The organism is Terriglobus sp. ADX1, assembly GCF_036877645.1.
Taxonomy (GTDB): Bacteria; Acidobacteriota; Terriglobia; order Terriglobales; family Acidobacteriaceae; genus Terriglobus.
This window is the reverse complement of the sequence record NZ_JAEDXV010000032.1, coordinates 23554-45068: the sequence shown is the minus strand read 5'-3', so window position 1 is coordinate 45068 and position 21515 is coordinate 23554. Positions and strand designations below refer to the sequence as shown.

21 protein-coding genes are annotated in these 21515 nt (G+C 56.3%); 14 read left to right on the top strand and 7 right to left on the bottom strand.

Annotated elements, in window-relative coordinates; translation table 11 throughout:
• Positions 1 to 238: 238 nt before the first annotated feature.
• The 4 genes from JAO32_RS17155 (at position 239) to JAO32_RS17140 (ending at position 4938) form a co-directional block, all read left to right on the top strand.
• Positions 239 to 1288, top strand: a complete 1050-nt coding sequence (locus JAO32_RS17155; RefSeq protein ID WP_334242649.1) for a ribonucleotide-diphosphate reductase subunit beta — start codon at positions 239 to 241, stop codon at positions 1286 to 1288.
• A gap of 63 nt (positions 1289 to 1351) precedes the next feature.
• Complete coding sequence (locus tag JAO32_RS17150) at positions 1352 to 2011, top strand: helix-turn-helix domain-containing protein (protein ID WP_334242647.1); 660 nt, start codon at positions 1352 to 1354, stop codon at positions 2009 to 2011.
• A gap of 25 nt (positions 2012 to 2036) precedes the next feature.
• A complete protein-coding gene (pabB, locus tag JAO32_RS17145) occupies positions 2037 to 3935 on the top strand; it encodes an aminodeoxychorismate synthase component I (protein ID WP_334242645.1) in 1899 nt (632 codons plus the stop codon).
• A 220-nt stretch (positions 3936 to 4155) separates the two neighbouring features.
• On the top strand, positions 4156 to 4938 hold the full coding sequence (locus JAO32_RS17140; RefSeq protein WP_334242643.1) for a ZIP family metal transporter: 783 nt from the start codon (positions 4156 to 4158) through the stop codon (positions 4936 to 4938).
• Here JAO32_RS17140 and JAO32_RS17135 read toward each other — a convergent pair.
• Positions 4935 to 5540 (bottom strand): helix-turn-helix domain-containing protein, encoded by a 606-nt coding sequence (locus tag JAO32_RS17135; protein ID WP_334242640.1) that lies wholly within the window; start codon positions 5538 to 5540, stop codon positions 4935 to 4937. The two genes, JAO32_RS17140 and JAO32_RS17135, sit on opposite strands and share 4 nt — an antisense overlap.
• Before the next feature lie 71 nt (positions 5541 to 5611).
• Here JAO32_RS17135 and JAO32_RS17130 point away from each other — a divergent pair, with 71 nt between their 5' ends.
• The 4 genes from JAO32_RS17130 to JAO32_RS17115 all read left to right on the top strand — a co-directional run bounded on the left by JAO32_RS17130 (position 5612) and on the right by JAO32_RS17115 (position 8975).
• Complete coding sequence (locus JAO32_RS17130) at positions 5612 to 7033, top strand: serine hydrolase domain-containing protein (RefSeq protein ID WP_334242638.1); 1422 nt, start codon at positions 5612 to 5614, stop codon at positions 7031 to 7033.
• Between the two features lie 437 nt (positions 7034 to 7470).
• The gene (gene rpmB, locus JAO32_RS17125; RefSeq protein ID WP_334242636.1) at positions 7471 to 7692 is read left to right on the top strand and encodes a 50S ribosomal protein L28; all 222 of its coding nucleotides are present in this window, start codon (positions 7471 to 7473) and stop codon (positions 7690 to 7692) included.
• Between the two features lie 9 nt (positions 7693 to 7701).
• Positions 7702 to 7854 (top strand): 50S ribosomal protein L33, encoded by a 153-nt coding sequence (gene rpmG, locus JAO32_RS17120; RefSeq protein ID WP_083345029.1) that lies wholly within the window; start codon positions 7702 to 7704, stop codon positions 7852 to 7854.
• A 260-nt stretch (positions 7855 to 8114) separates the two neighbouring features.
• Entirely contained in the window at positions 8115 to 8975 is an 861-nt protein-coding gene (locus JAO32_RS17115) for a hypothetical protein (RefSeq protein ID WP_334242634.1), read from the top strand.
• 148 nt (positions 8976 to 9123) lie between these two features.
• On the opposite strand, the gene JAO32_RS17110 is transcribed toward JAO32_RS17115, so the two are convergent.
• The 3 genes from JAO32_RS17110 to JAO32_RS17100 all read right to left on the bottom strand — a co-directional run bounded on the left by JAO32_RS17110 (position 9124) and on the right by JAO32_RS17100 (position 12538).
• Positions 9124 to 10386, bottom strand: coding sequence for a pyridoxal phosphate-dependent aminotransferase (locus JAO32_RS17110; protein WP_334242632.1), 1263 nt, complete (start codon positions 10384 to 10386; stop codon positions 9124 to 9126).
• 494 nt (positions 10387 to 10880) lie between these two features.
• Positions 10881 to 11411, bottom strand: coding sequence for a hypothetical protein (locus JAO32_RS17105; protein WP_334242630.1), 531 nt, complete (start codon positions 11409 to 11411; stop codon positions 10881 to 10883).
• Positions 11412 to 11554: 143 nt separating this feature from the next.
• Positions 11555 to 12538: a SphA family protein gene (locus tag JAO32_RS17100; protein WP_334242628.1), complete on the bottom strand. Its 984-nt coding sequence runs from the start codon at positions 12536 to 12538 to the stop codon at positions 11555 to 11557.
• Positions 12539 to 12684: 146 nt separating this feature from the next.
• On the opposite strand from JAO32_RS17100, the gene JAO32_RS17095 reads away from it, so the two are divergent.
• Entirely contained in the window at positions 12685 to 14127 is a 1443-nt protein-coding gene (locus JAO32_RS17095; protein ID WP_334242626.1) for an alpha-L-fucosidase, read from the top strand.
• 52 nt (positions 14128 to 14179) lie between these two features.
• On the opposite strand, the gene JAO32_RS17090 is transcribed toward JAO32_RS17095, so the two are convergent.
• Together JAO32_RS17090 and JAO32_RS17085 are read right to left on the bottom strand one after the other, a co-directional pair.
• Entirely contained in the window at positions 14180 to 15934 is a 1755-nt protein-coding gene (locus tag JAO32_RS17090) for a VWA domain-containing protein (protein WP_334242624.1), read from the bottom strand.
• Between the two features lie 48 nt (positions 15935 to 15982).
• Positions 15983 to 16693, bottom strand: coding sequence for an esterase family protein (locus JAO32_RS17085; RefSeq protein ID WP_334242622.1), 711 nt, complete (start codon positions 16691 to 16693; stop codon positions 15983 to 15985).
• Positions 16694 to 17138: 445 nt separating this feature from the next.
• On the opposite strand from JAO32_RS17085, the gene rpsP reads away from it, so the two are divergent.
• From rpsP to rplS, 5 genes are all read left to right on the top strand, one after another.
• Positions 17139 to 17387, top strand: coding sequence for a 30S ribosomal protein S16 (gene rpsP, locus JAO32_RS17080; protein ID WP_047488381.1), 249 nt, complete (start codon positions 17139 to 17141; stop codon positions 17385 to 17387).
• A gap of 187 nt (positions 17388 to 17574) precedes the next feature.
• Entirely contained in the window at positions 17575 to 17844 is a 270-nt protein-coding gene (locus tag JAO32_RS17075) for a KH domain-containing protein (RefSeq protein ID WP_334242619.1), read from the top strand.
• 11 nt (positions 17845 to 17855) lie between these two features.
• Entirely contained in the window at positions 17856 to 18416 is a 561-nt protein-coding gene (gene rimM / locus JAO32_RS17070; protein ID WP_334242617.1) for a ribosome maturation factor RimM, read from the top strand.
• 42 nt (positions 18417 to 18458) lie between these two features.
• Positions 18459 to 19262 carry a tRNA (guanosine(37)-N1)-methyltransferase TrmD gene (trmD, locus tag JAO32_RS17065; RefSeq protein ID WP_334242654.1) on the top strand — a complete coding sequence of 268 codons (804 nt, stop codon included), beginning with the start codon at positions 18459 to 18461 and terminating at the stop codon, positions 19260 to 19262.
• Between the two features lie 106 nt (positions 19263 to 19368).
• Complete coding sequence (gene rplS / locus JAO32_RS17060; protein WP_083345037.1) at positions 19369 to 19728, top strand: 50S ribosomal protein L19; 360 nt, start codon at positions 19369 to 19371, stop codon at positions 19726 to 19728.
• A 131-nt stretch (positions 19729 to 19859) separates the two neighbouring features.
• Here the strand turns inward: rplS and pruA are convergent, their stop codons facing one another.
• Positions 19860 to 21497, bottom strand: coding sequence for an L-glutamate gamma-semialdehyde dehydrogenase (gene pruA, locus JAO32_RS17055; protein ID WP_334242615.1), 1638 nt, complete (start codon positions 21495 to 21497; stop codon positions 19860 to 19862).
• Positions 21498 to 21515 lie beyond the last annotated feature (18 nt).

Here is a 21515-nt window from a genome sequence, read left to right as displayed (position 1 = left end):
AGCGCAGCGAAGTCGAAGGACCTGCATTCCTCTCGTGCAACGGTAATGCAATCGGACTCCACAGAATCCATCGCGTTCCTTGTGCAAACCTCGCGAACATAGCGTTCGTTTTTCATGGAAAGCATCACCAGGTTTCACGGCAGAGCAAAATCTTGATCTCGTGGCGAAGGGATCCGCTCTGACCGCATACGCACTATCGTTGTCCGCCGGCGAACCAACTTAGTTACCAGGAGAAGCCATGTCCACCGCTGAAACCCTCACGCACGGATCGTCCGTCGCCGTCCCCGACACCATCCTCGATCCGGGCCTATGCCTCACCCTGCGCCCCATGAAGTACCCGCAGTTCTACGACATGTTCCGCGACGGCATCAAGAACACGTGGACCGTGGAAGAAGTCGACTTCTCCACGGACCTGGTTGACCTGCGCGCCAAGCTTACTCCGGCTGAAATTCACACCATCAAGCGCCTCGTCGCCTTCTTCGCCACCGGCGATTCCATCGTGTCAAACAACCTCGTGCTCAACCTCTACAAGCACATCAACTCGCCGGAAGCGCGCCTCTATCTCTCGCGTCAGCTCTACGAAGAGGCCGTGCACGTGCAGTTCTACCTCACGCTGCTCGACAACTATGTGCCGGACCACGACGAGCGCGCCGAAGCCTTCGCCGCCGTTGAGAACATCCCGTCCATCAACAAAAAAGCCGACTTCTGCATGAAGTGGATGGACTCCATCCAGCAACTGGAGACGTTGCAGACCAAGGCGGATCGCCGCAACTTCCTGCTGAACCTCATCTGCTTCGCCGCCTGCATTGAAGGCCTCTTCTTCTTCGCGGCATTCGCATACGTCTACTTCTTCCGCAGCAAGGGCCTGCTGCACGGCCTAGCATCCGGCACCAACTGGGTCTTCCGCGACGAAAGCTGCCACATCGAATTTGCCTTCGAAGTGGTCCGCGTTGTCCGCGAACAGGAACCTGACCTCTGGGACGCCCAACTCGAAGACCAGATCCGCGAGATGATGGCTGAAGCTATCGACGCAGAAGCCCAGTTCGCAGAAGATCTTCTCTCCGGTGGTGTTGCGGGCCTCTCCGTTCGCGACATGCGCGCTTACCTTGGCTACGTAGCTGACTCCCGCCTCGTCCGCCTCGGCATCGAGCCGCACTTCAAAACGAAGAACCCCTTCTCCTTCATGGAACTGCAGGACGTGCAGGAACTCACCAACTTCTTCGAGCGCCGCGTCTCCGCATACCAAACCGCAGTCGGCGGCGAGGTTGCCTTCGAAGACGATTTTTAATTGCAATTGCTCTCACAAATTGCAAACGACAAAAGCTGCCATATTACGGGCAGCTTCTGTCGTTTGCACGACATCGAACACTACATGCAAGTCGACGAAGACAAACAATCCGACACTGATTTCGATGTAGTAGACGCCGAGCAAGCAGAAGCAGTCATCGAACACAAAGCCCTTGGCGACCGCATCCGTCGCCTCCGCATGAAGCGTTCGATGGGGCTCGTGGAACTCGGTAAAAAAACGGATCTATCTGCATCCTTCCTCTCCCAGCTCGAAACCGGTCGCGTAGTTCCCACCGTACGCAATCTCGCTCGCATCGCCATCGCCTTCCAGAAGGATCTCTCCTACTTCTTCCGCGACGACGCTCCCATCACCTTCCGTATTCTTCGCCGCCAGGAACGGGTACGTCTGCAGCGCAACGCCAACGCCAGCGCAAATTTCGTTACCGACAGCCTCTCTGCGCTTATCTCTGACTCCAGCATGAACCCCTGCATCGCAGACTTCCGCGCCTCCGAAGAAGAAGTCATCTTCCAGCCGCGCCTCTTCGAAGGCATCGAGTTCACACTCGTCATGGAAGGCCGCCTCACCCTCGTCTCCGAAAACGAAACACGTACCCTCGAAACCGGCGATGTCGCATGGCTCGACGGCGTTCGACGCCGTCGTTATACCTGCGACGCAGGCCAGACCGCGCGCGCCATGTTCATCACTCGCCATCGTCGCAACTAGCCCGCATCTGCGAGACACTGAAGAGGTGTCCGCATCTTCACCCACTTCCGCGCCGTGGTCACCGCTTCCGCCTGCATGGCGTACCCGCGCGTTCACCCATCCCGGCAGCATCCTCCTCGAATCGTCGTTGCCCTCGGCAACCGAGCACACTTCCCTGCTCTTCGAAGACCCCATAGAAATCCTCACGGCCAACACGCCGGACGATCTCCCCAAACTCTTCGCCGCCATCGAAGCCGCATCGCAACAAGGCCACTGGATCGCCGGATGGATGGCCTACGAAGCAGGCGCACACTTCCTCCAACTCCCCACACGCGCCACAGCAGACCCTGTAGCCATCTTCGGCATCTATCGCCAGCCACAGACCTTCGATCACACCGCGCAGCACGAACCATCCACAACGTCAGAGACAACACCGCTGCAACTAGCGCTGATGCCTACCATCACGCCAACGCAATACACCGCAGCCATCGAGCGCATCCAGCAATGGATCGCCGCCGGCGACACCTACCAGGTCAACTTCACCACCCCACTCACCACGCCCTGCACACACACACCACAGCAGGTGTATGAAGCTCTGCACGCCCAACAACCATGCAGCTTCGGCGCTATCCTCAACCTGCGCAACGACAGCACCATCCTCTCCTTCTCGCCCGAACTCTTCTTCCACGTCGACGCCGCGGGCAACATCGCCACACGCCCCATGAAGGGCACGTCGCCACGCAGCACCAACAGCGCAGAAGATCACAAACTCGCAGAAGCCCTGCGTCACGACGAGAAGAACCGTGCCGAACACGTCATGATCGTCGACCTCCTGCGCAACGACATGAACCGCATCTGCCGCATCGGCAGCGTGCACGCAGCAAGCCTCTTCGACATCGAAAGCCTCCCCACCGTCCACCAGATGACCTCCACCATCCGCGGCCAGTTGCCCGCCAACACGTCGTGGTACGAAGTCTTCCGCGCACTCTTCCCCGGAGGCTCCATCACTGGCGCGCCCAAGCGCCACACCGTCGAACTCATTCAGCAACTCGAAGCATCCCCGCGCGGTGTCTACACCGGTGCCATCGGCTACTTCGCGCCCGACCGCAGCGCCTGCTTCAACATAGCTATCCGTACGGCTGTTCTTGAAAACAACACGCTCACACTCGGCGCAGGCGGAGGCATCGTCGCCGACTCCACAGCAGCATCGGAATACCGCGAGATGTTGCTCAAAGCCTCCTTCGTGCAACGCGCCTCGCACCCCATCCAACTCATCGAAACCATGCGCGCGGAAAGCAACAACATTCCGTTGCTGCAACATCATCTGCAACGCCTGCAATCCTCCGCAGAAGCACTCGGCTTCGCCTTCCACAAGCAGGACGCAGAAACCGCCATCACCGCCGTATTAGCAACCAACCCCAGCGCACATCCGCAACGCCTGCGCCTTCTGCTGCATCGCGATGGTATAATTGAGAAAGACTTCTCAATAGCAGCATCATGGCCGCAACACGTCAGCCTCCTGCTCAGTCAGCAACACACGTACGCACGCAGCCCGCATCTGCGCCACAAAACCACGTTCCGGCCTGAGTATCATGCGGCATATCTCGCGGCCACCTCCGCAGGCTTCCACGACATGCTCTTCTGCAACACCGCAGGCCAGGTCACAGAAACCTGCATCGCAACCGTCCTCGTCCACATTGCGGGTCGTTGGTACACACCGCCACAGCGTAGCGGCATACTGCCCGGTGTCTATCGCGAACAACTTCTCGCAACAGGCGCAATCGAAGAAAAGCCGCTGACACTTGCAGACCTTCGCGAAGCCTCACACGTAGCCCTCTGCAATGCGCTCCGCGGAGTCGCTTCGGTCACATCACTGCAACTCCCCAGCGGCGACAAGTTCCACTGGCCGTCCGCAAATCAACTCCCCACGCTAACCGCGTGGTAGAACCAAAAGGGCAACAAGTAGCAACAAAATAGAAACAGAATTATCGAAGTAGAACCACCGTTGGAAACGTGAAACAGAGACAGAAGCAAGGGCGATCCCCCCTGAATCGAGTCGTTGCTGGAACATAAAACAAGGGTGGGAGCAGGGGCCTTTAGGCCCCTGATAGAGCCACTCAAACAAAGAGGCTTTAGCTCCGGTTAAGGCACGAAAGGAAAGATCGTTGGAAGCAGCCATCGCAGTCGCAGCCATTCAGGTTCTCGCCATCGCGGCAGCTCTGTGGCTTAGCGCACGCCATCGTCTGCTGGACCGCGGCCTGCCTTACCTTGTCTCGCTTGCCGTCGGCGTTCTCCTCGCCACCGCACTCCTCCACATCCTGCCGGACTCGGTAAATGCCCTGGGCAACACGCCCACCTTGTGGCTCGTCTTCGTCGCCACACTCTTCTTCATGTTCTGCTTCGAGCGGATCTTCGCCACCGTCACCGGCCATCCCGTAGAAACACCGGCCGCCGGAGAGTCTGACTGCGGACCCCACCACCATCACGGCTCTCGTCCGCTCGCACTCATCTTCGGCGGCACACTGCACAGCTTCGTCGACGGAGTTGCCGTCGCAGCCGCATTCCACACAGGCCGTCGCATCGGTTGGCTCACGGCAGTCGCCATCACGTTGCACGAAGTCCCGCACCGCATGGGCGACTACGCTCTGCTCACCCACCTCAAAGTGGGCCGTGCCCGCGCCATCCGCCTCATCACCATCGTCGGCCTCGCAGCACTCCTCGGCGTAGCACTCGTCCTCGCCGCAGGCCATCTGTCGATCGGTGGAGCCATCTCCGCCACAGACTGGTTGCTCCCCATCAGCGCCGCCAGCTTCGTCTACATCGCTCTGGTCAATCTCATGCCGGAACTCGCCAGCGAAGCCACTCTCGGAGGAGTCTTCCTGCAACTCCTGAGCATGCTCGCCGGAGCAACCCTCGTAGCACTCATCATCCGCCTCCCCGGCGCCTAGTTCCTCACAGAGGCACGCAAACCCACATCTCGCTCCTGGCCACCAGTCTTCTTTCGAGAACTGATTGGCGAGAGTAAAACGCTCAGCTGGATCTCCTCGCCTTCTTCGCAGGAGTGGCATGCAATCTCTTCAAGCTCCTGAAGAATCTGATTCAATCTGGCGAGTTTCTTTTTGTCCGTTCGCAGTACATAAAACCGGACTGCGGCATTTCGATACGGACCATTGAAACGTGCGTCACCATATTGAACGGCGCTGGAGAAGGCGCGAGCAGCTGCGTCGGCAACCCGCCCACCCGCGCGTGAATATATCTCACGGCCTTTCTCTGTCTTAACAGCCTCAGCGGACGAAAGATAAGGAGATACCGTCGCGTAGACCGCTTCAGGCCGCCGCGTTCCCTTCTTTTCACCTACAACGCGGAGCAGACCAATCGCTTCCAGTTCCCTGATGTGGTGATACAGCGCAGTCGCGGCTTTCCCCATGCGATGTGCGAGTTCGCGCACAGTCGCCTGTTTATCCAGTTCCAGCCTCTGAATGATTGCAAGCCGAACCGGCGAATTAAGACTTTCAAGCTGAGCGTCTGTCAGGAAGTGTTTTGTCGGCATAAGCGGCGAATCTTAATAATTCAATATATATGCTAATTTTGAATTATTCGAAACAGAATGAGGTCGTTGTCATGAAGTCGTTACTATGCGCCGGGTTCCTGAGTGTGTCGTTCCTCGGAGGATGCTTCGGAGCGTTCGCCCAGAAGCCATCCGCCAGCGATCTCGCTCGCATCGATCATGACGTACGTGGGGCGATGAGTCGCTTTCATGTACCCGGTGCGGCGGTCATGGTGATCGCAGATGGTCGCGTGCTCTTCACGCACGCATACGGTGATCGCGACCTGCAACGTGGGCTGCCCGTCAAAACTGACACGCTGTTCGAGATCGGTTCCATTACCAAGCAATTCACGGCGGCCAGCATTCTGCAGTTGAGAGACCAGGGCAAGCTCAAGCTCGATGACACTCTTTCGGTCTATCTGCCGGACGCCCCGCACGCAAAAGAAGTAACGCTTCGCAATCTGCTGACTCACACCAGTGGGCTGCATGACTATTTCGATATGCCCGATACCGATTTCGACGACCTCGCAGCGCATCCGATCGCATATCAAAATCTGATGGCTCGCGTGGCGCCACTGCCGTTGGATTTTGCCCCTGGAAGCCAATGGTCCTACTCCAACACCGGTTATCTTCTGCTTGGGCGAGTGATCGAGGTTGTCTCAAAAGAGGGGTACAAGGAATATCTTCAGCACCACATCCTGAAGCCACTACACATGAAGCACACCTTCACTACAGCGGATGAAGGTCGTCTCCCAAACATGGCCGTTGGGTATCGGTACCAACAGGGAAAAATCGAAGTAGCCCCGTTCCTTCATCCAAGCTGGGGTTCGTCTGCGGGATTCCTCATCTCGAACCTCAATGATTTGAGCCGTTGGGATAGAGCGTTACGTGGAGGAATTGTCCTGTCCCCGGCCAGCTACCGAGAAATGTCCACTGCCTTCATAACGACGAAGTCCGGGAGCGCAGACTATGGTTTCGGTCTCTTTGTGGACTCGATGTATGGGCAGCCGCGGATTGGACATACAGGCGGAGCACAGGGCTTCACTACCGCGGACGAATACTATCCGGCGCAGAGGATGCGAATCATCGCGTTCACCAACTCTGGAGATAAATCACCGGAAGCCGGTGAGACCATTACCAACATTCTTTTCGCCGATCTGAATCCGGTGGTAGCGGCAAACGCAATGAAGGCTGCCCCCGGAGAAGATCAGGTCGTGACGCGAATGGTGCAGGACGCGTTTCACGAGCTACAGATTGGAACAAACTACTCGCGGTTCAGTTCACGTCTGCGCGAGAAATTTGCATCCACTGGATCGAAGTTCACTGCTGAGCTGTCTCCCTACGGCTCAGCAACTGCGGCAGTCTACAAAAGGACGCGCCAGGTCAGCGGAGATACCTGGTACGACTACGTCATGCAGTTCGGCCCGGGAGTATCCATCCCTTTTTCAGTCAGGACAGACAAGGAAGGAGTTGTTGCAGGCTTTTCATTGGGATAAACCGCAGGGCCCGATAGCATCCCTTCAGCCCCTCGTCCGACGTTCTCCCCTTCCCGATAGGAGTCAAAAACGCTGTCAAGTCCCTAACGGCTCAACCCCAACAAATCAAAGCAAATAGAGCTGGCATGATATTTTGCCGAACTTATTACAATAGAACTAAGCCTCGGACATGACCCTCCGCAAATCAGGCACGCCCAGCTAACACCTTTAGAAAGACGATTTTGCCTCTAACCCCAATGGGAAGAAGAATTTACAGCCACTCAAACCGTAAGCCCAATAGAAAGAGGATTTTAGAAAAACAGGGGGAGGGGGAGGGTATACCACCGTACTCGACAGATCCCACAGATTTCATCGCAAAATTCTGTGCATTTCAGGGCAAAATCTGACATAATCGTAGGGTTGGTCTGAAACATCGGACCCGGCATCAGGAGATCGTCATGGCAAAGGTATGCCCCATCACCGGCAAGCGTCCGATGAGCGGAAACAAAGTGTCGCACGCGAACAACAAGACGCGTCGTCGCTGGGAGCCGAACCTGCAGTGGAAGCGCATTTGGGTTCCTTCCGAGAAGAAGTTTGTGCGTATGCGTGTTTCGGCGCGTGGTCTGCGCACCATTAACAAGATCGGCGTAGACGCCGCTCTGCTCCAGGCGAAGGGATAACACACAGACATGCGTACCCTCATCAAGCTCGTCTCCTCCGCTGGCACCGGTCACTTCTACACCACCAGCAAGAACCCCAAGACCACCAGCGCTAAGCTGGAGTTCAAGAAGTACGATCCGGTCGTGCGCAAGCACGTTCCCTACCGCGAAGCCAAGATCTAACTCTACTTCGCAACTCGTACCAAGAGACTGATGCCGCGAAACCGAATGGTTCGCGGCATTCGTGTTTCTACGCCCACCACGAACACCTTCATCCGGACACCGTGAAACAAGACTGCAATGCCTGTTGGAACGAACAGGTTGTCCTCGATCACAGGAAATACTGCACCATGGAGGCGACACATACCGCCGTTCTGCATCTCACGGTAGTGACACCGCGCTATCCCCCAGCACGAAGCGGTTGGTTCAGGAGGTCCTTCCAGATGCGAGCGTCTGTCCGTTCCCTTGCACTCTGCGCCACACTTTCCATCGGCCTGCTTGCGGGCTGCCATAAGAACGATGCCAGTGCTACTGGCGCAACCACCGTCCGCATGCCGGACGGCACCACGCAGGTCATTGCCCCTGGACAGCCGATTCCTGTTGGCTCCACGGTTGTGGCCGTAGGCAACGGTAGTGCTCCCATCTCCCCCGCAACTGGTACGCCAGTGAATCCCACCACCGGTGCGGCAGCGTCCACCACACCAACTCCTGCCCCGGCGGCCACAACGCCAGCAGCTCCGGCGGCCTCCACGGCAGCACCTGCACCAATCCCCGCGGCAGCCCCCGCCCCCCCACCGGAGCCAGCCCCGCTCGTAGTCCCCGTCGGAACGCGAGTGTCAATCCGCACGAATGAAACGCTTTCTGCAGAACACAGTGGTGGCGTCGGTACTCCCTTCAGCGGCTCCCTGAACAGTGCCATCGTCATCAAGGGCGTCACTGTATTCCCGCGCGGCACGGCAGTGAAGGGTGAAATTACCAGCGCCAAGGGCCGTGGACGCTTCAAGGGTGCGGGTGATCTCGGCATTTCCCTGACTGCCATCGGAAGCCACAGCGTACAGAGCAGCGAATACGTGGCAACGGCAAAGGGCCGCGGTAAACGCACTGCCGGATTCATCGGTGGTGGCGCAGGTGCTGGCGCACTCATCGGTGGTCTGGCGGGTGGTGGCAAAGGTGCCCTCATCGGCGGACTCGCTGGTGCCGGTGCCGGTACAGCAGCCGGTGCTATGACAGGCAGCCGCGACGTCACCATCCCCGCAGAAAGCGTCGTCAGCTTCACCCTCAACTCCTCCATCAAGGTGCGCTAACACAGGACCACTTGACACGGCGGAAGCGCCGACAACTCTCCCCCAATGACAAGGGCCACCCACCGGGTGGCCCTTAGTTCTGTCACAAAAGAAGAAGCCCCGACGCTGCAATCGTCGGGGCTTCTCTCATCGCCTGCTGGTAGCAGGGTTACGCACGATCCAACTCGTGCGGAATGTCATACTCGTGCAGCATGGCGTGCGCCACAGTGGGTTCGTTCATCACCTTGTGGAATGCCACCTGGAACTTCTTCATCTCGTCCGGTGTGCCGACAGTGACGCGAACGTAAGTCGGCATGATGGGCCATACACGGCCGATCGCCACCTTCTCCTGCATCATCATCTTCTGCACTTCCATACCTGGACGCTTCACGTCCACCATGAACATGTTCGCCTGGGCACCCGGTACAAAGGTGTAGTTGTTCTTCTGGAGGAATGCCAGCGTATCGTCCAGCACATCGCGATTGATCTTGCGGCGCAGCGGCACCAGGTTCGGATCCGTGAGGCTGGCAGCAGCAGCAGCAGCAGAGGTCAGCGAGATGGAACCGATCTGACGGTTGTTGACGGTGACATTCTCGAAGCGTGCCAGCAGGTCCGGGCGACCGAAGGCGAAGCCTGCGCGAACGCCAGCCATGCCGTAGATCTTGGAGAACGTGCGGAGCACAATGATGTCCTGATCCTGAGCGACCAGATCCAGAACGGAATCCTGATTGGAGAAGTGGTGGTAGGCCTCATCCACAATCACGACGGAACCAGCCGGCTTGTTCTTGACCAGCCAGACAATGTCTTCCTTCGGAGTGATGGTACCGGTGGGATTGTTGGGATTCACGATGTAGTAGGCGCCGGGGTTGGGGTCGGCTGCCAACATAGCCTTCACGTCATACTTGTACGTCGTCTTGTCGAGCGGGATCATATGACACTTGGCTTTACAAGTCGCCGCAGCGCGGAAGCCCTGCTCATACGAAGGATCGCCCACAACGAGCGGCTTATCCGGACCGATGTTGGAGTACAGCGCGAGATCCAGCGGACCACCTGAACCGGGATAAACGCGAACATAACCAGGCTTGAGCTGGAACTGATCGCTGATTGCCTTCGTCATTGCAGACGAATATTCGCGGTCATAACGACCACCCTTCTTGGCAGCCGAGCTAATCGCTTCCAGAGCGACGGGAGCCGGTCCAAGCGGGTTTTCGTTCGAGGAAATGATGACGGTGTCAGCCGCCATGGGCATGCGCATGCCACCGCGCTGACGGCCGTTCATGCCATCAACCGGAGCCTGTGCTGCAGCCTGCTGGCTCATGGCCTTTGCAAACGACGGCATCGCTGCTGCTGCAGCCGATGCGATACCCGCGTTACGCATGAACGAACGACGGGAAAAGTACTGCTGGGCGGAAGCGAAGTTCTTCAAATCCATTACGACTCTCCTCAGAGTGAACTGCGGTATTCGAATCGGAGGTACACGCTGGCTAAGCCAACGCGGCTCTGCGTTTGCAAAGAAACCTGTGTTTGAAGCGGACTCCGACACACAGGACGGCTGATTTGTATGTCGATGTGTAATCACAATAGCGTGAATCTGGCGATTCGTGGAGAGGGATTTCTAAAATATTTTCTGGAAAGTTCACTTTCCTTACAAACTGCCACACAGCTCCGCGCCAGCCTGTCACTCTCCCGCTACACATTCCAGCACGACTTTCCTGTAGCAGAAATCGCGCATGTAGTTGATTTCACTGCATAAATCCAGCGTCAAGCGATGCGCCGAAATGCCGAAGTGCGCACAATCCATCTGCGCGTACTGATCGCACCCGCTTTTCAAAAGAAATTAGTTTGGTATCCAAACCATCTCAAAGTGACGGAATGGCGTTGCCTCACCAGATTGGATTTCCTGCAATCAGCGCAAACGCAATTCTGTCAGGGCACATTCACTGACGGATTCTGATTCAGTTTTTCGTACCATCTCTCCGCACGAACAAACAGAACCAGTTCACCCGGCGTCACGCGCACGGCGACATCACCACAGGTGTTCTCTGCCGCAATTCCCTTCGCGGCGATATCTGCGAGGTTGTAGCCAATGGGCGGACTATAGCGTTGCGTGTGTCGGCAGTCCACTGCACCCTCGCTACGCACAAGGATGCGGACAGGCTGCCCGATGGGAGCAGGCATCAACGCAATGCCGCGTCCGTTCGTCGCCAGGATGTAGCCGTTGCCAGAAGGCTCGTCGTACCACAGCTTCACATGTCCGCCTGCAACGGGACTGCCGTTGCGACCATCAAGCAACCGGATGCGGAAAGAATGCGAATCGATTCCATCACTGTCTGGTGAAGGGACAGCCGTAGAAGATTGCGGTACAGGCGGTACGGCAATGCCTCCAGAAGCGCCCGTCTGCTGCTGTGCATGAGCCAGCGTCACCATTCCCAACGCAATCATCGCAAACAACTTCAATTCCAACTCTCCGTCCACACATGTGGATGCATGTACGACTCTATCGCGTTGCGGAAACGGCTACCTATTTGCTGCAAAAACAAAGCTGCCTCCTGCATGGCCAAAATGCAGGAGGCAGCCCAAACAAGGATCGTTGCGATGGACTACTTGGATGGTTTTGGAGGCGTCAGCTTGAGATACGTAATGCTGAAGACAACTACCTTACCCGACGTTCGCAATTGCACACCGTATTGCTGTTCAAATCGGACATCGTAAGCAAGCTTGTGCTTGATGTCAGTAAATTTCCATTCACCGCCCGCACCGAATCCGCGATCCAGATATCCCCGTGTGAGCGGACTCACCGCTGAGCCAGTATCTGCTGAGAGCTTCTGCGACGCATAACCAACGAATCCCGCATTCATCTGGTACTTGAAAAAGCGATGGCCGAAACTGTATTCGCCATTGAAAATCGGGCCAGCCTTCAAATCTTCTCCCAGCTTGGAGTGATTGAACTCCCACGTGGTTAGCGCTGAAGCGTTCCAGAGCTTCTTCTTATCCAAGCTCAGCGACATACCACCCGAAACCTGGTGCTCCCAGAAACCCAATCCGGGATTCAAAGGAGAATTCGGATCAAAGTCCCCTGTGGGTGCGTAGAAGGCATAGTTCAGCGTGTAGTTTGCTGCTCCCTTTGCCCACCCAAGATTTACCGGTTCAAACAAAATGTCGGAGATGCCGGCCGACTGTGCCGACTTGTTGAATAAGTTCGAGTTGAAGCGCGTATTCAACACCGGGACCATGAACGCCAGGCCATATTCAGCACCCAGAATCTTCTTCTCCGAGGTATAGCTGAACGCCGCGATCGCCCCACCGACATTAATATCCGGCCGGAGTACGGTGTTGCCATTCGGTCCTTTGATACTGGCAACAGGCTCTACCAGACCGAGTCCCGCAGCATAAAACCCTGGGGGCGCGGACGTGCCATTATCCAGGCCGGTAAAGCCCCCGATGTAATGGCCAACCTGCTGTGCGCGAACGCAGGGCACAAATGCCAGCATCGCCAACACAACAGCAGGAAATCCATAACGCACTGCTTTACGCAGATTCGTTACAAACATCTTCTCGCTCGGCAATGATCCGTCTCGATGCATCTCCAATCCTCTGCCCCACAGCAGACCGCGCCCTGCATTTTGAAACAACTGTCAGTTCCATCAGGTGCGCATTACAATCCTCCGGGGCATGCGCACGGGCTATCGCCGTTGCGAACCTCAAGCTTGTGTCAGGGAGAAGAGTCAGAATGATGCGTTGGAAGTCAGTGGTGGCAGCGGGATGCGTAGCAGCTTTAAGCGTGTGCGCGCAGGCGCAGCTTGAGGGATCGCGAATCGACACCGCAAGTGTGAATCATCCCGTAAAGGCGATTCAGGACACAGAAACGCCAGCGCAGCGCGACGCACGCATGGCATGGTGGCGTGAAGCACGTTTCGGCATGTTTATTCACTGGGGCCTCTACTCCATCCCGGCAGGCACGTGGAATGGCAAACAGATTACGGGTATTGGCGAGTGGATCATGAATAACGCCAGCATCCCCGTAGCCGATTACAAGGCACTCGCATCGCAATTCAATCCCACGGGCTTCAACGCACATGACATCGTTGCGCTGGCAAAGGCCGCGGGCATGAAATACATCGTCATCACATCGAAGCATCATGATGGCTTCGCCATGTTCGACTCTAAGGCTGATCCCTTCAATATCGTTGCGGCCACGCCGTTCCATCGCGACCCGTTGAAGGAACTTGCAGAAGAATGCCGTAAACAGGGCGTGAAGCTCGGCTTCTACTATTCGCAGTCGCAGGATTGGACAGCACCGGGTGGCGGCGCGGCGATGCGCCCTGGACATGATCCGGAGACACACCACTGGGATAAGGCGCAGGATGGCAGCTTCGACGAATACCTGCATAAGAAGGCTATCCCGCAGCTAACTGAGTTGCTGACGAACTACAAGGACTATCCCGTTGTCGTCTGGTTCGACACTCCCGGTACGGCGATGACACCAGAGCGTTCCGCGGAGATCGTTAAGCTTCTTAACAAGTATCCAAATCTGATCTGGAATAACCGCCTCGGCGGCAAGTATCAGGGAGACACGGAAACACCCGAGCAATTCATTCCTCCGCAGGGATATCCCGGACGTGATTGGGAATCGTGCATGACCATGAACGACACATGGGGCTACAAGTCCTATGACAATAACTTCAAGTCCACAGAAACGCTGGTGCGCAACCTGATCGACATCGCCAGCAAGGGTGGCAATTACCTGCTGAACATTGGCCCTGATTCGCACGGCGTTGTTCCCTCTGCAGAAGTGGAACGTCTGCAGCAAGTAGGCAAGTGGATGAGCGTGAATGGCGAAGCCATCTATGGCACCTCGCCTACACTTTTCGGACCAGAAGCAGGAAGCTTCAGCAAGACAGAGATCAACGAGAAGACCAAGCAGCCCAAGTGGATTCCGTCGTGGGAGTGGCGCTCAACCACAAAGGCTGACAAGGTCTACGTAGAAATCTTCAAGTGGCCCGGCACTACTCTGCACCTCGACAAGATGCCGCGCAAGGTCACTGGAGCTTATCTGCTGGCAACAAAGAAGCCCCTCACCTTCAAGCAGAGCGGTGACTCGGTAGATGTCACACTACCCGCCAATGCCATCGATCCGATTGCAAGCGTGGTGGTATTAAAGACAGCGAAGTAATTCGTTCTAGGAAGAAGAATCGCCAGCAAGCGCACTGCTTGCTGGCGATTTCTTATTTTGTCGCAGCGTGTAGCGGAGCAAGTGTGCGGACGCTATCGATTGGTACTTCAATCGCACCGAGCTTATCTGTGGCAACGTCATGTAACACGATGCGCAGAAAATAGTCTCCCTTTGCGGGCACACTGATCTCCTCGTGAAATTGCAGCCCCTGCTGCATATCCTGCTGAAATTCTTGAGGTGTGGCAGATGCATGAAGCTGGTTGATCAGATGATTCATCAACATGCCCTGCGCACTGTACACAAGTATTGCAACATCAAAGTTTGTGACAACCTTACCGTCGTTGCCTTGCTCAAAGGTCAGGTCTGTCGGATTAACAATGGTATCGATCGTGTAGCGCTGAAATGGACCAGTTACATTAGCTGCCAGCAGGTTGTGCGAAGCCGCAACAGCTTCTTCTGGGTTGCCTGCAACGGCCGGGAAGACCGCCGACTTCAGAAATATTTCGGTGGGTGCAGGCGTACCAAGCGCAGTTGCTCCACGCATAGCCGCAGAGGTCTGTGCAGCAACATTGGTAGGCGACGCAAAGTAGCCTCGACGATAGCGCAGCACATATGCAGGATTCGCGAGTTGCAACTTGATCTTGCGATATCCTCCATCGGTCTTTGTGTTCGTCGGCGTATACGCAAGTGTGTAGTAATCAGCTCCGTCCGTCAGTGCAGACGCGACCGCTTCCGCAAGGCCATTCGTGTCGTGAAAGGCGCGTCCTCCCGTAGACTCTGCCATCTTGTTCATCGTGTCGTTCTCGGCAACAACGGTCGTCTCAAAATCCGAATTGTCGCTTGCGGCGCGGCTGGCCTGCGAGGCATGCAGGCGATTCGCATAGGTCTTGTTGTTCTCTGCTTCAAAGACCGGGGACACACGCAGCCCAGCGGCACCTACTGGATAGACCGCGACCTGCGCCTGTGCCAGCAGACTGGTTGTCTTACGAAGTTCGGATTCGTAATTCGCAACGGTAACGAACGGGTTGTCAGGGGATTGAATGCTGTTCGGAAAGACATTCAGTGGGAACGAACCGGAAAGCCATACCAGATTCTTACGCCCAGGCAGGCCAGAGAGATAGCGGCCCAACTGATTCATGGCTGCCAGCGTCAACTTCACGCGAAGATCCAACTGGTTTGCATTTGTCTGAGCTTCGAACTGCCGAAGTGATGCCACTACGGCCAGAGATGCACCCAAATTCTCCATCTGGTCCGCGAAGGAATCATGCAGCTGATCGGGTTTCAGGACTGCTTCGCGTGTTGTAGCGGATTGCATCGCGGCACGAAGTTTTGTCAGGTCCGTCGTAGGCCCCTGCAACATGGCGAGTTGAGAGCCGAGGATAAAAATACCGATGCGCGTACCGGGAGTGGCGCCTTTCAAAAACGTCGCTAACTGCCGGTGCAAATTGAGTTGATCTTGCTGATCTGTATTTAAGCGGTCAATCAGCAGGATGTTGGTTACGTTGTCCGGCGGCGTGGTGGTGAAATTCGTAAACATGCCGGGAGGCATCTGAATAGCACTCGCCTGAGCAGATGCAGCCGCAGTATGCTCTTCAAAATTACGTGGCACCTGCGGCGCATTGTCTTCCGTCAGATGAAAGTCGGTTGCCTTCAGGCCATGGACCGCCTTGCCATTGTGATCGGTAACCACAACGTCGACCAGAACAAGCCGCGCGGCAGTCTTAAGGGTAGGCGTGTCAGTTGAAGGCTTCTGCGCCAGTAGCGGCATAACCATGAAAGCTGCAAGATATCTGAGAGCGCGCGGCATGAACGTTCCTTTGCGTGGAACATTGAAACACACATCGCCAACAACGCCTTAAACGTAGGTTTGCACCATGCGCCGCCACCACGGCCAGTCGTGGCCGGTGTTGTCTCCCCACACATCCAGCCGAACCGGAACATTCTTGGCACGCATGATTGCTGCCAGCCGTTCATTGTCATTCCAGTACTGATCGTGATGTCCCGTTGCCAGGATGTAGGTGTTGTGACGATAGCGGTCCAGATACCAGTGATCGTGCAGATTCGGCAGGAAATCCATCGGCAGCGTGTAGTACAAGTCGTCGCAGTAATAGCCGTGGAGAAAAGGCCCAACGTCAAACGCTCCGCCCATAGATAAAGCTGCATTGATCTTGTCCGGATGGCGCAGCGCCATGCTCATGCTGTGAAAGCCGCCGAAGGAACAGCCCATCATAGCCAGCATTTTGTTCCGGTTGCGCGTATGGATATACGGCACTAATTCGTTCAGGATGTACCGCTCATATTGCAGATGTCGTGCGATACACCAACTCCCCTCCGCGCCATCGGCAAACCAGCTTTCGTTATTTACGGAATCAACGCACCACAGTTGAATCTGACCGCGGTTGATCTTGCTCTCCAGCGCCCCCACCATAGCCTGATCTTCAAACTCGTAAAAGCGGCCTCGGGAGGTGGGAAAAACGATCACCGGCAAGCCGTCCTGACCGAAGACCAGGTGCTCCATGGAGCGCCCCAGTGCCTCTGACTGATCGACGTGGTATTCGCGGTGCATGGTGCGGCCCTCCGGTAATAGGTGGGATGCGATGCTCTATCGATATGGACGCAGACTGCCGTGTTCCGGCGCACTTACGCCCGGCATAGACAAATGCTTCTGGTTCCTTGGAAGGCATCTTACCCGATGAGGATGACAGCAACGGCGTCCTCTATACCTCTCAGCGTGCCTTTCCGCTTTCTGATATCACTGCTTGAGTGATCTTTCAGGCGCAATACACTGGAAGAAGAGCTGCACAGACCAATTCGGGAATATGCCAAGTTCGGTTTCCTGAAGGATCTTAACGATTCCCTTCTTGTATTTTTGGTCTCAATAGCCCACAATAGATAGGTTGGAATGTGTTGCGCGCACCGCCGTCGGTGACAGGCACTGCGCAATTTCCGCTGCCCTGTGCACCGGCCATCACCAAGACATTGTTTGTGAGTGAGGAAGTAACCAAGTGGTCATGATTCGTTTGGCGCGCGTTGGAGCGCGTAAGCAGCCCTACTACCGCATCGTTGTGATCGAAAAGGACCGCGCCCGCAACGGCCGCTCCATCGAAGTGGTTGGTACCTACAACCCGCGTACGGAACCCGCAACGGTTAGCCTGAAACGTGACCGCATCGACTACTGGACTGGCGTTGGCGCCCAGATGTCGGATATTGTTGCGAAGCTCGTTAAGAACGCGCCCGCGACCGAAGCAGTGGCTGCTTAAGCCACTGTCAGGACGTTCAACCTCGGGCCGCGGTCCTATGCCTTCTATGATTCGCATAGCTCCGCGGCTGTTTTATTTCAGTCACTTCTGGCGGTACAGGATCATCTAAGTTCGGAAGAGTCTCTCTGCGCAGTGTCATGTATGGTGCTGAGCAGGGTATGAAATCTCATTCCCTTCCAAGGTACGTATGACGGACCATTCCTCCCCTGAATCTGTGAATCACATCTCTGAGCTTCTTACCGGGATTGCAAAAGCACTTGTAGACCACCCGGAAAACCTGCGCGTGGAATCGGAAGCTTTTGAATCCGAAACGGTTCTTCGCCTTTTTGTCCATCCCGACGACCTCGGCAAAGTCATCGGCAAGCAAGGACGCACGGCAAGGTCGCTGCGCACCATTCTTAGCGCTGCCGGAAGCAAGGTACAGCACCGCTTCAGCCTGGATGTGCAGTCGGAGTAAAGGCGGCTCATATGGCAGTGGAATGGATCACGCTTGCGCGCGTGGTACGTCCGCAAGGACGGCGAGGAGAAGTTCTGGCCGACCTGAAAACGGACTTTCCGGATCATTTTCGCCAATATCCAAACATCTTCCTTCGCCTTCCAGAGGGTGAACCACAGCCCACCATGGTGGAAGACTCGTGGCTTCCCACCGGACGAAGTGCTGGACGGATCGTGCTTAAACTGCGTGGCGTGGATTCCATTTCCGACGCCGAAAAGCTACTGAACGCAACGGTTGAAATACCATCAGATCAGCGACTTACCCTCACAGATGGAAACTATTACGTGAGCGATCTGATCGGCTGCCAGATGGTGCATCATGGCGATCTGTTAGGTACGGTCGTTGATATGCACTTCCCGCAGGACCCTGCAGGCAAGCGCATTGAAGACGCCGCCGCCCTCTTCGTGGTGGAGCGCGCCAACGGAGACGAGGTTCTCATTCCGTTTGCCAACGCCTTCGTTGCCAGCATCGACACAGCGGCTCGAAAGATTGAAATGAACCTGCCGGATGGGCTACTGGAGATGAACGGCTAGCATCCTCCGGTTACCCTGAGGAATAGCGACTCCATCATGGCCCTGCAAGTCGACATCGTGACCATTTTCCCTGCTTTCCTGGAAAGCACCCTACGCTATGGCGTGGTGGCCCGGGCATTGTCTGCAGGTATTGCGTCTGTGAACTGCGTGGACTTGCGCGGCTTTACCCATGACAGGCATCGCACGGTCGATGACCGCCCCTTTGGCGGTGGCGAAGGCATGGTGCTGAAGCCGGAACCGCTGAGCGAAGCCATCGAATCGCTGGGAATCGCACCAAAAGGAAACCGCGACACACAGAAAGAATCCGTCGTGCTGCTTTCGGCACAGGGTCGCCCGTTCACACAGTCCATTGCTCAGGAGCTGAAATCGCTGGAACGGCTCGTATTGGTCTGCGGGCGGTACGAGGGGGTAGATGAACGCGTGAATGCGCTGCACTGCGACCGCGAAATCTCCATCGGCGACTACGTCCTTTCCGGCGGCGAACTGGGTGCAGCGGTCATTGTGGATGCGGTTGTCCGCCTGTTGCCGGGCGTGCTCGGCAATCCCGATTCCGCGCATTACGAAAGCTTCGGTCACGCGCATGACAGTGAGCGCGCCGAAGACGCACCTCCACTGGCCACGTCGCCATCTGCGGGGCTGCTCGACTATCCGCACTACACACGTCCTGCGGAGTTTCGGGGTATTCCAATCCCCGATGTTCTATCCGGGGGCGACCATACCGCTATTCGGAAATGGCGGCGACAACAAGCACTGCGCAAAACGGCCGCGAATCGACCGGATTTGCTGCAAACCGAAACTTTATCCGCAGAAGACAGGCGTTTTCTTGCAACGTTGCGCAAGGATTAGCAAGAATTGCAGGGCGGATGCATCAGCCTAAGTGCAATTTATGCCCAACTTTTCCAGAATTTGCGGTATACTGAACAACGATTACTAAGTAAGGAATTCAGGCATCATGTCCATTCATCCCATCATGCAGAAGCTCGCAGCCAAGCTGGAGCGTACAGACCTTCCGGAGTTCGCGCCGGGTGACACCGTTCGCGTGCAGGTCAAGATCAAGGAAGGCGACAAAGAGCGTCTTCAGGCGTTTGAGGGCATGTGCATCGCTCGCAAGAACGGGCCTCAGGGGTCCTTTACCGTACGCAAGATGAGCTTCGGCCAGGGCGTAGAGCGTATCTTCCCCTTCAACTCGAAGGTTGTCGACAAGGTTGAGAAGGTTCGTTCGTACGAAGTACGTCGCGCCAAGCTGTTCTACCTGCGTGGTCTGCGTGGCAAGGCTGCCCGTCTGCGTGAGGTTGCACGCACCAACGCGTAAATCACTTCCTCAAATGGAATTTAAGAAGGCGAGCGCTTGGGCGCTCGCCTTCTTCTTTGCTACGACTCTTTCTTGAAAGCAATAAGGGCATGGCAAAATCGCCATGCCCCATGCATGACTTTGCAGTAGGTCTAGATTCCGTTTGGCTTCGTCATCTGGTCCGACTCGTCAATGACGCCCTGCTTCTCCGCAATCGACTTCGCCTGCGTAAATAGCAGGAGGTAGTCCCCGCCACCCGCCTTGGAATCCGTTCCGCTCATGTTGAAGCCGCCAAACGGATGTGCTCCCACCATGGCTCCTGTGCACTTGCGATTCAGGTACAGATTGCCAACGTGGAATTCCTTCGCAGCGCGGTCCAACCGCTCGCGCGACATGGAATAGATCGCACCGGTCAGGCCGTATTCCGTGCCGTTGACGATATCCAGAGCCTCGTCAAAGTTCTGCGACTTGATCACCGCCAGCACTGGTCCGAAGATCTCTTCCTGAGCAATGCGTGCATTCGGAGCAATATCTGCGAAGACAGTCGGCTTCACGTAATAGCCACCTGTTTCGTTCGCAAACGCCTCGCCACCGATCAACAAACGACCTTCTGACTTACCGGTCTCAATGGCGTTCAAAACACGGTCAAACGCGATCTTGTTAACGACCGGTCCCATGGAGAAGTTCTCCACTGGGTCACCGACCTTGATCTTCTCTACACGCTCGACCAGACGATCGCAGAAGACATCGTAAATGTGCGCATCCACAATCGCACGCGAACACGCCGAGCACTTCTGGCCGCTAAAGCCGAACGCACTGGCCACAACGCCTTCTACCGCTGCATCGATATCCGCATCCGCGTCGACCAGAATGGCGTCTTTGCCGCCCATCTCAAGGATGGTGCGCTTGATGAAATGCTGCCCGGGCTGGGTCTTCGCGGCGGTCTCATGCACAATGAGGCCCACCTTCTTGGAACCGGTGAAGGCGATGAAACGAATTTTCGGATTCGCAACCAGAGCAGCACCCACACGGTCTCCCGTGCCCTGGCACAGGTTCACAACCCCCTCCGGCATGCCAGCTTCTTCCAGCAGCGCAAAGAACCGCGAAGCAATGGTGCCTGCATCAGGCGAAGGCTTCAGCACTACGGTATTGCCGCTGACGACGGCAGCCATCGTCATGCCGGCCATGATGGCCAGCGGGAAGTTCCACGGCGGAATCACCGCGCCAACACCCAGCGGAATGTAGCGCAGGGTGTTCTTTTCTCCCGGAAACTGAATCGGAGTCGTTGCGCCATCGAGCTTCAGCGCCTCTCGCGCATAGAACTCCAGAAAGTCGATGCACTCGGCAACGTCAGCATCCGCCTCAGCCCAGTTCTTACCGACTTCGTACGTCAGCCATGCGCAGAACTCATTCTTGCGCTGCTGCACCAGCTTTGAAACATCCAGCAGCAACTGTACGCGCTGCTGTACTGGTACGCGGCTCCAAGTCTGGAAAGCCTTCTCGCCCGCGGCAACAGCCTGTTCCACATGCGCGAGTTCAGCTTCCTGATGCACGCCAATCTTCTGCGCAGGCTTTGCAGGATTGGTGGAGACGATCTTCTCGGCCGCATACACACGTTCGCCACCGAGAATGAGCGGATATTCCTTACCCAACTCACTTTCCACCAGGCGAAGAGCTTCATGCATGTTCGCCTTCACATCGGAGTCTGTGAAGTTTTGGAAAGCCTCATTAACGAAGGTCTTCAGCGGAGCCTGAGGCTCGCGTACGGTGGGAATTGCGTTCGTTGCCATAAGTCCAGTTTATTCCTT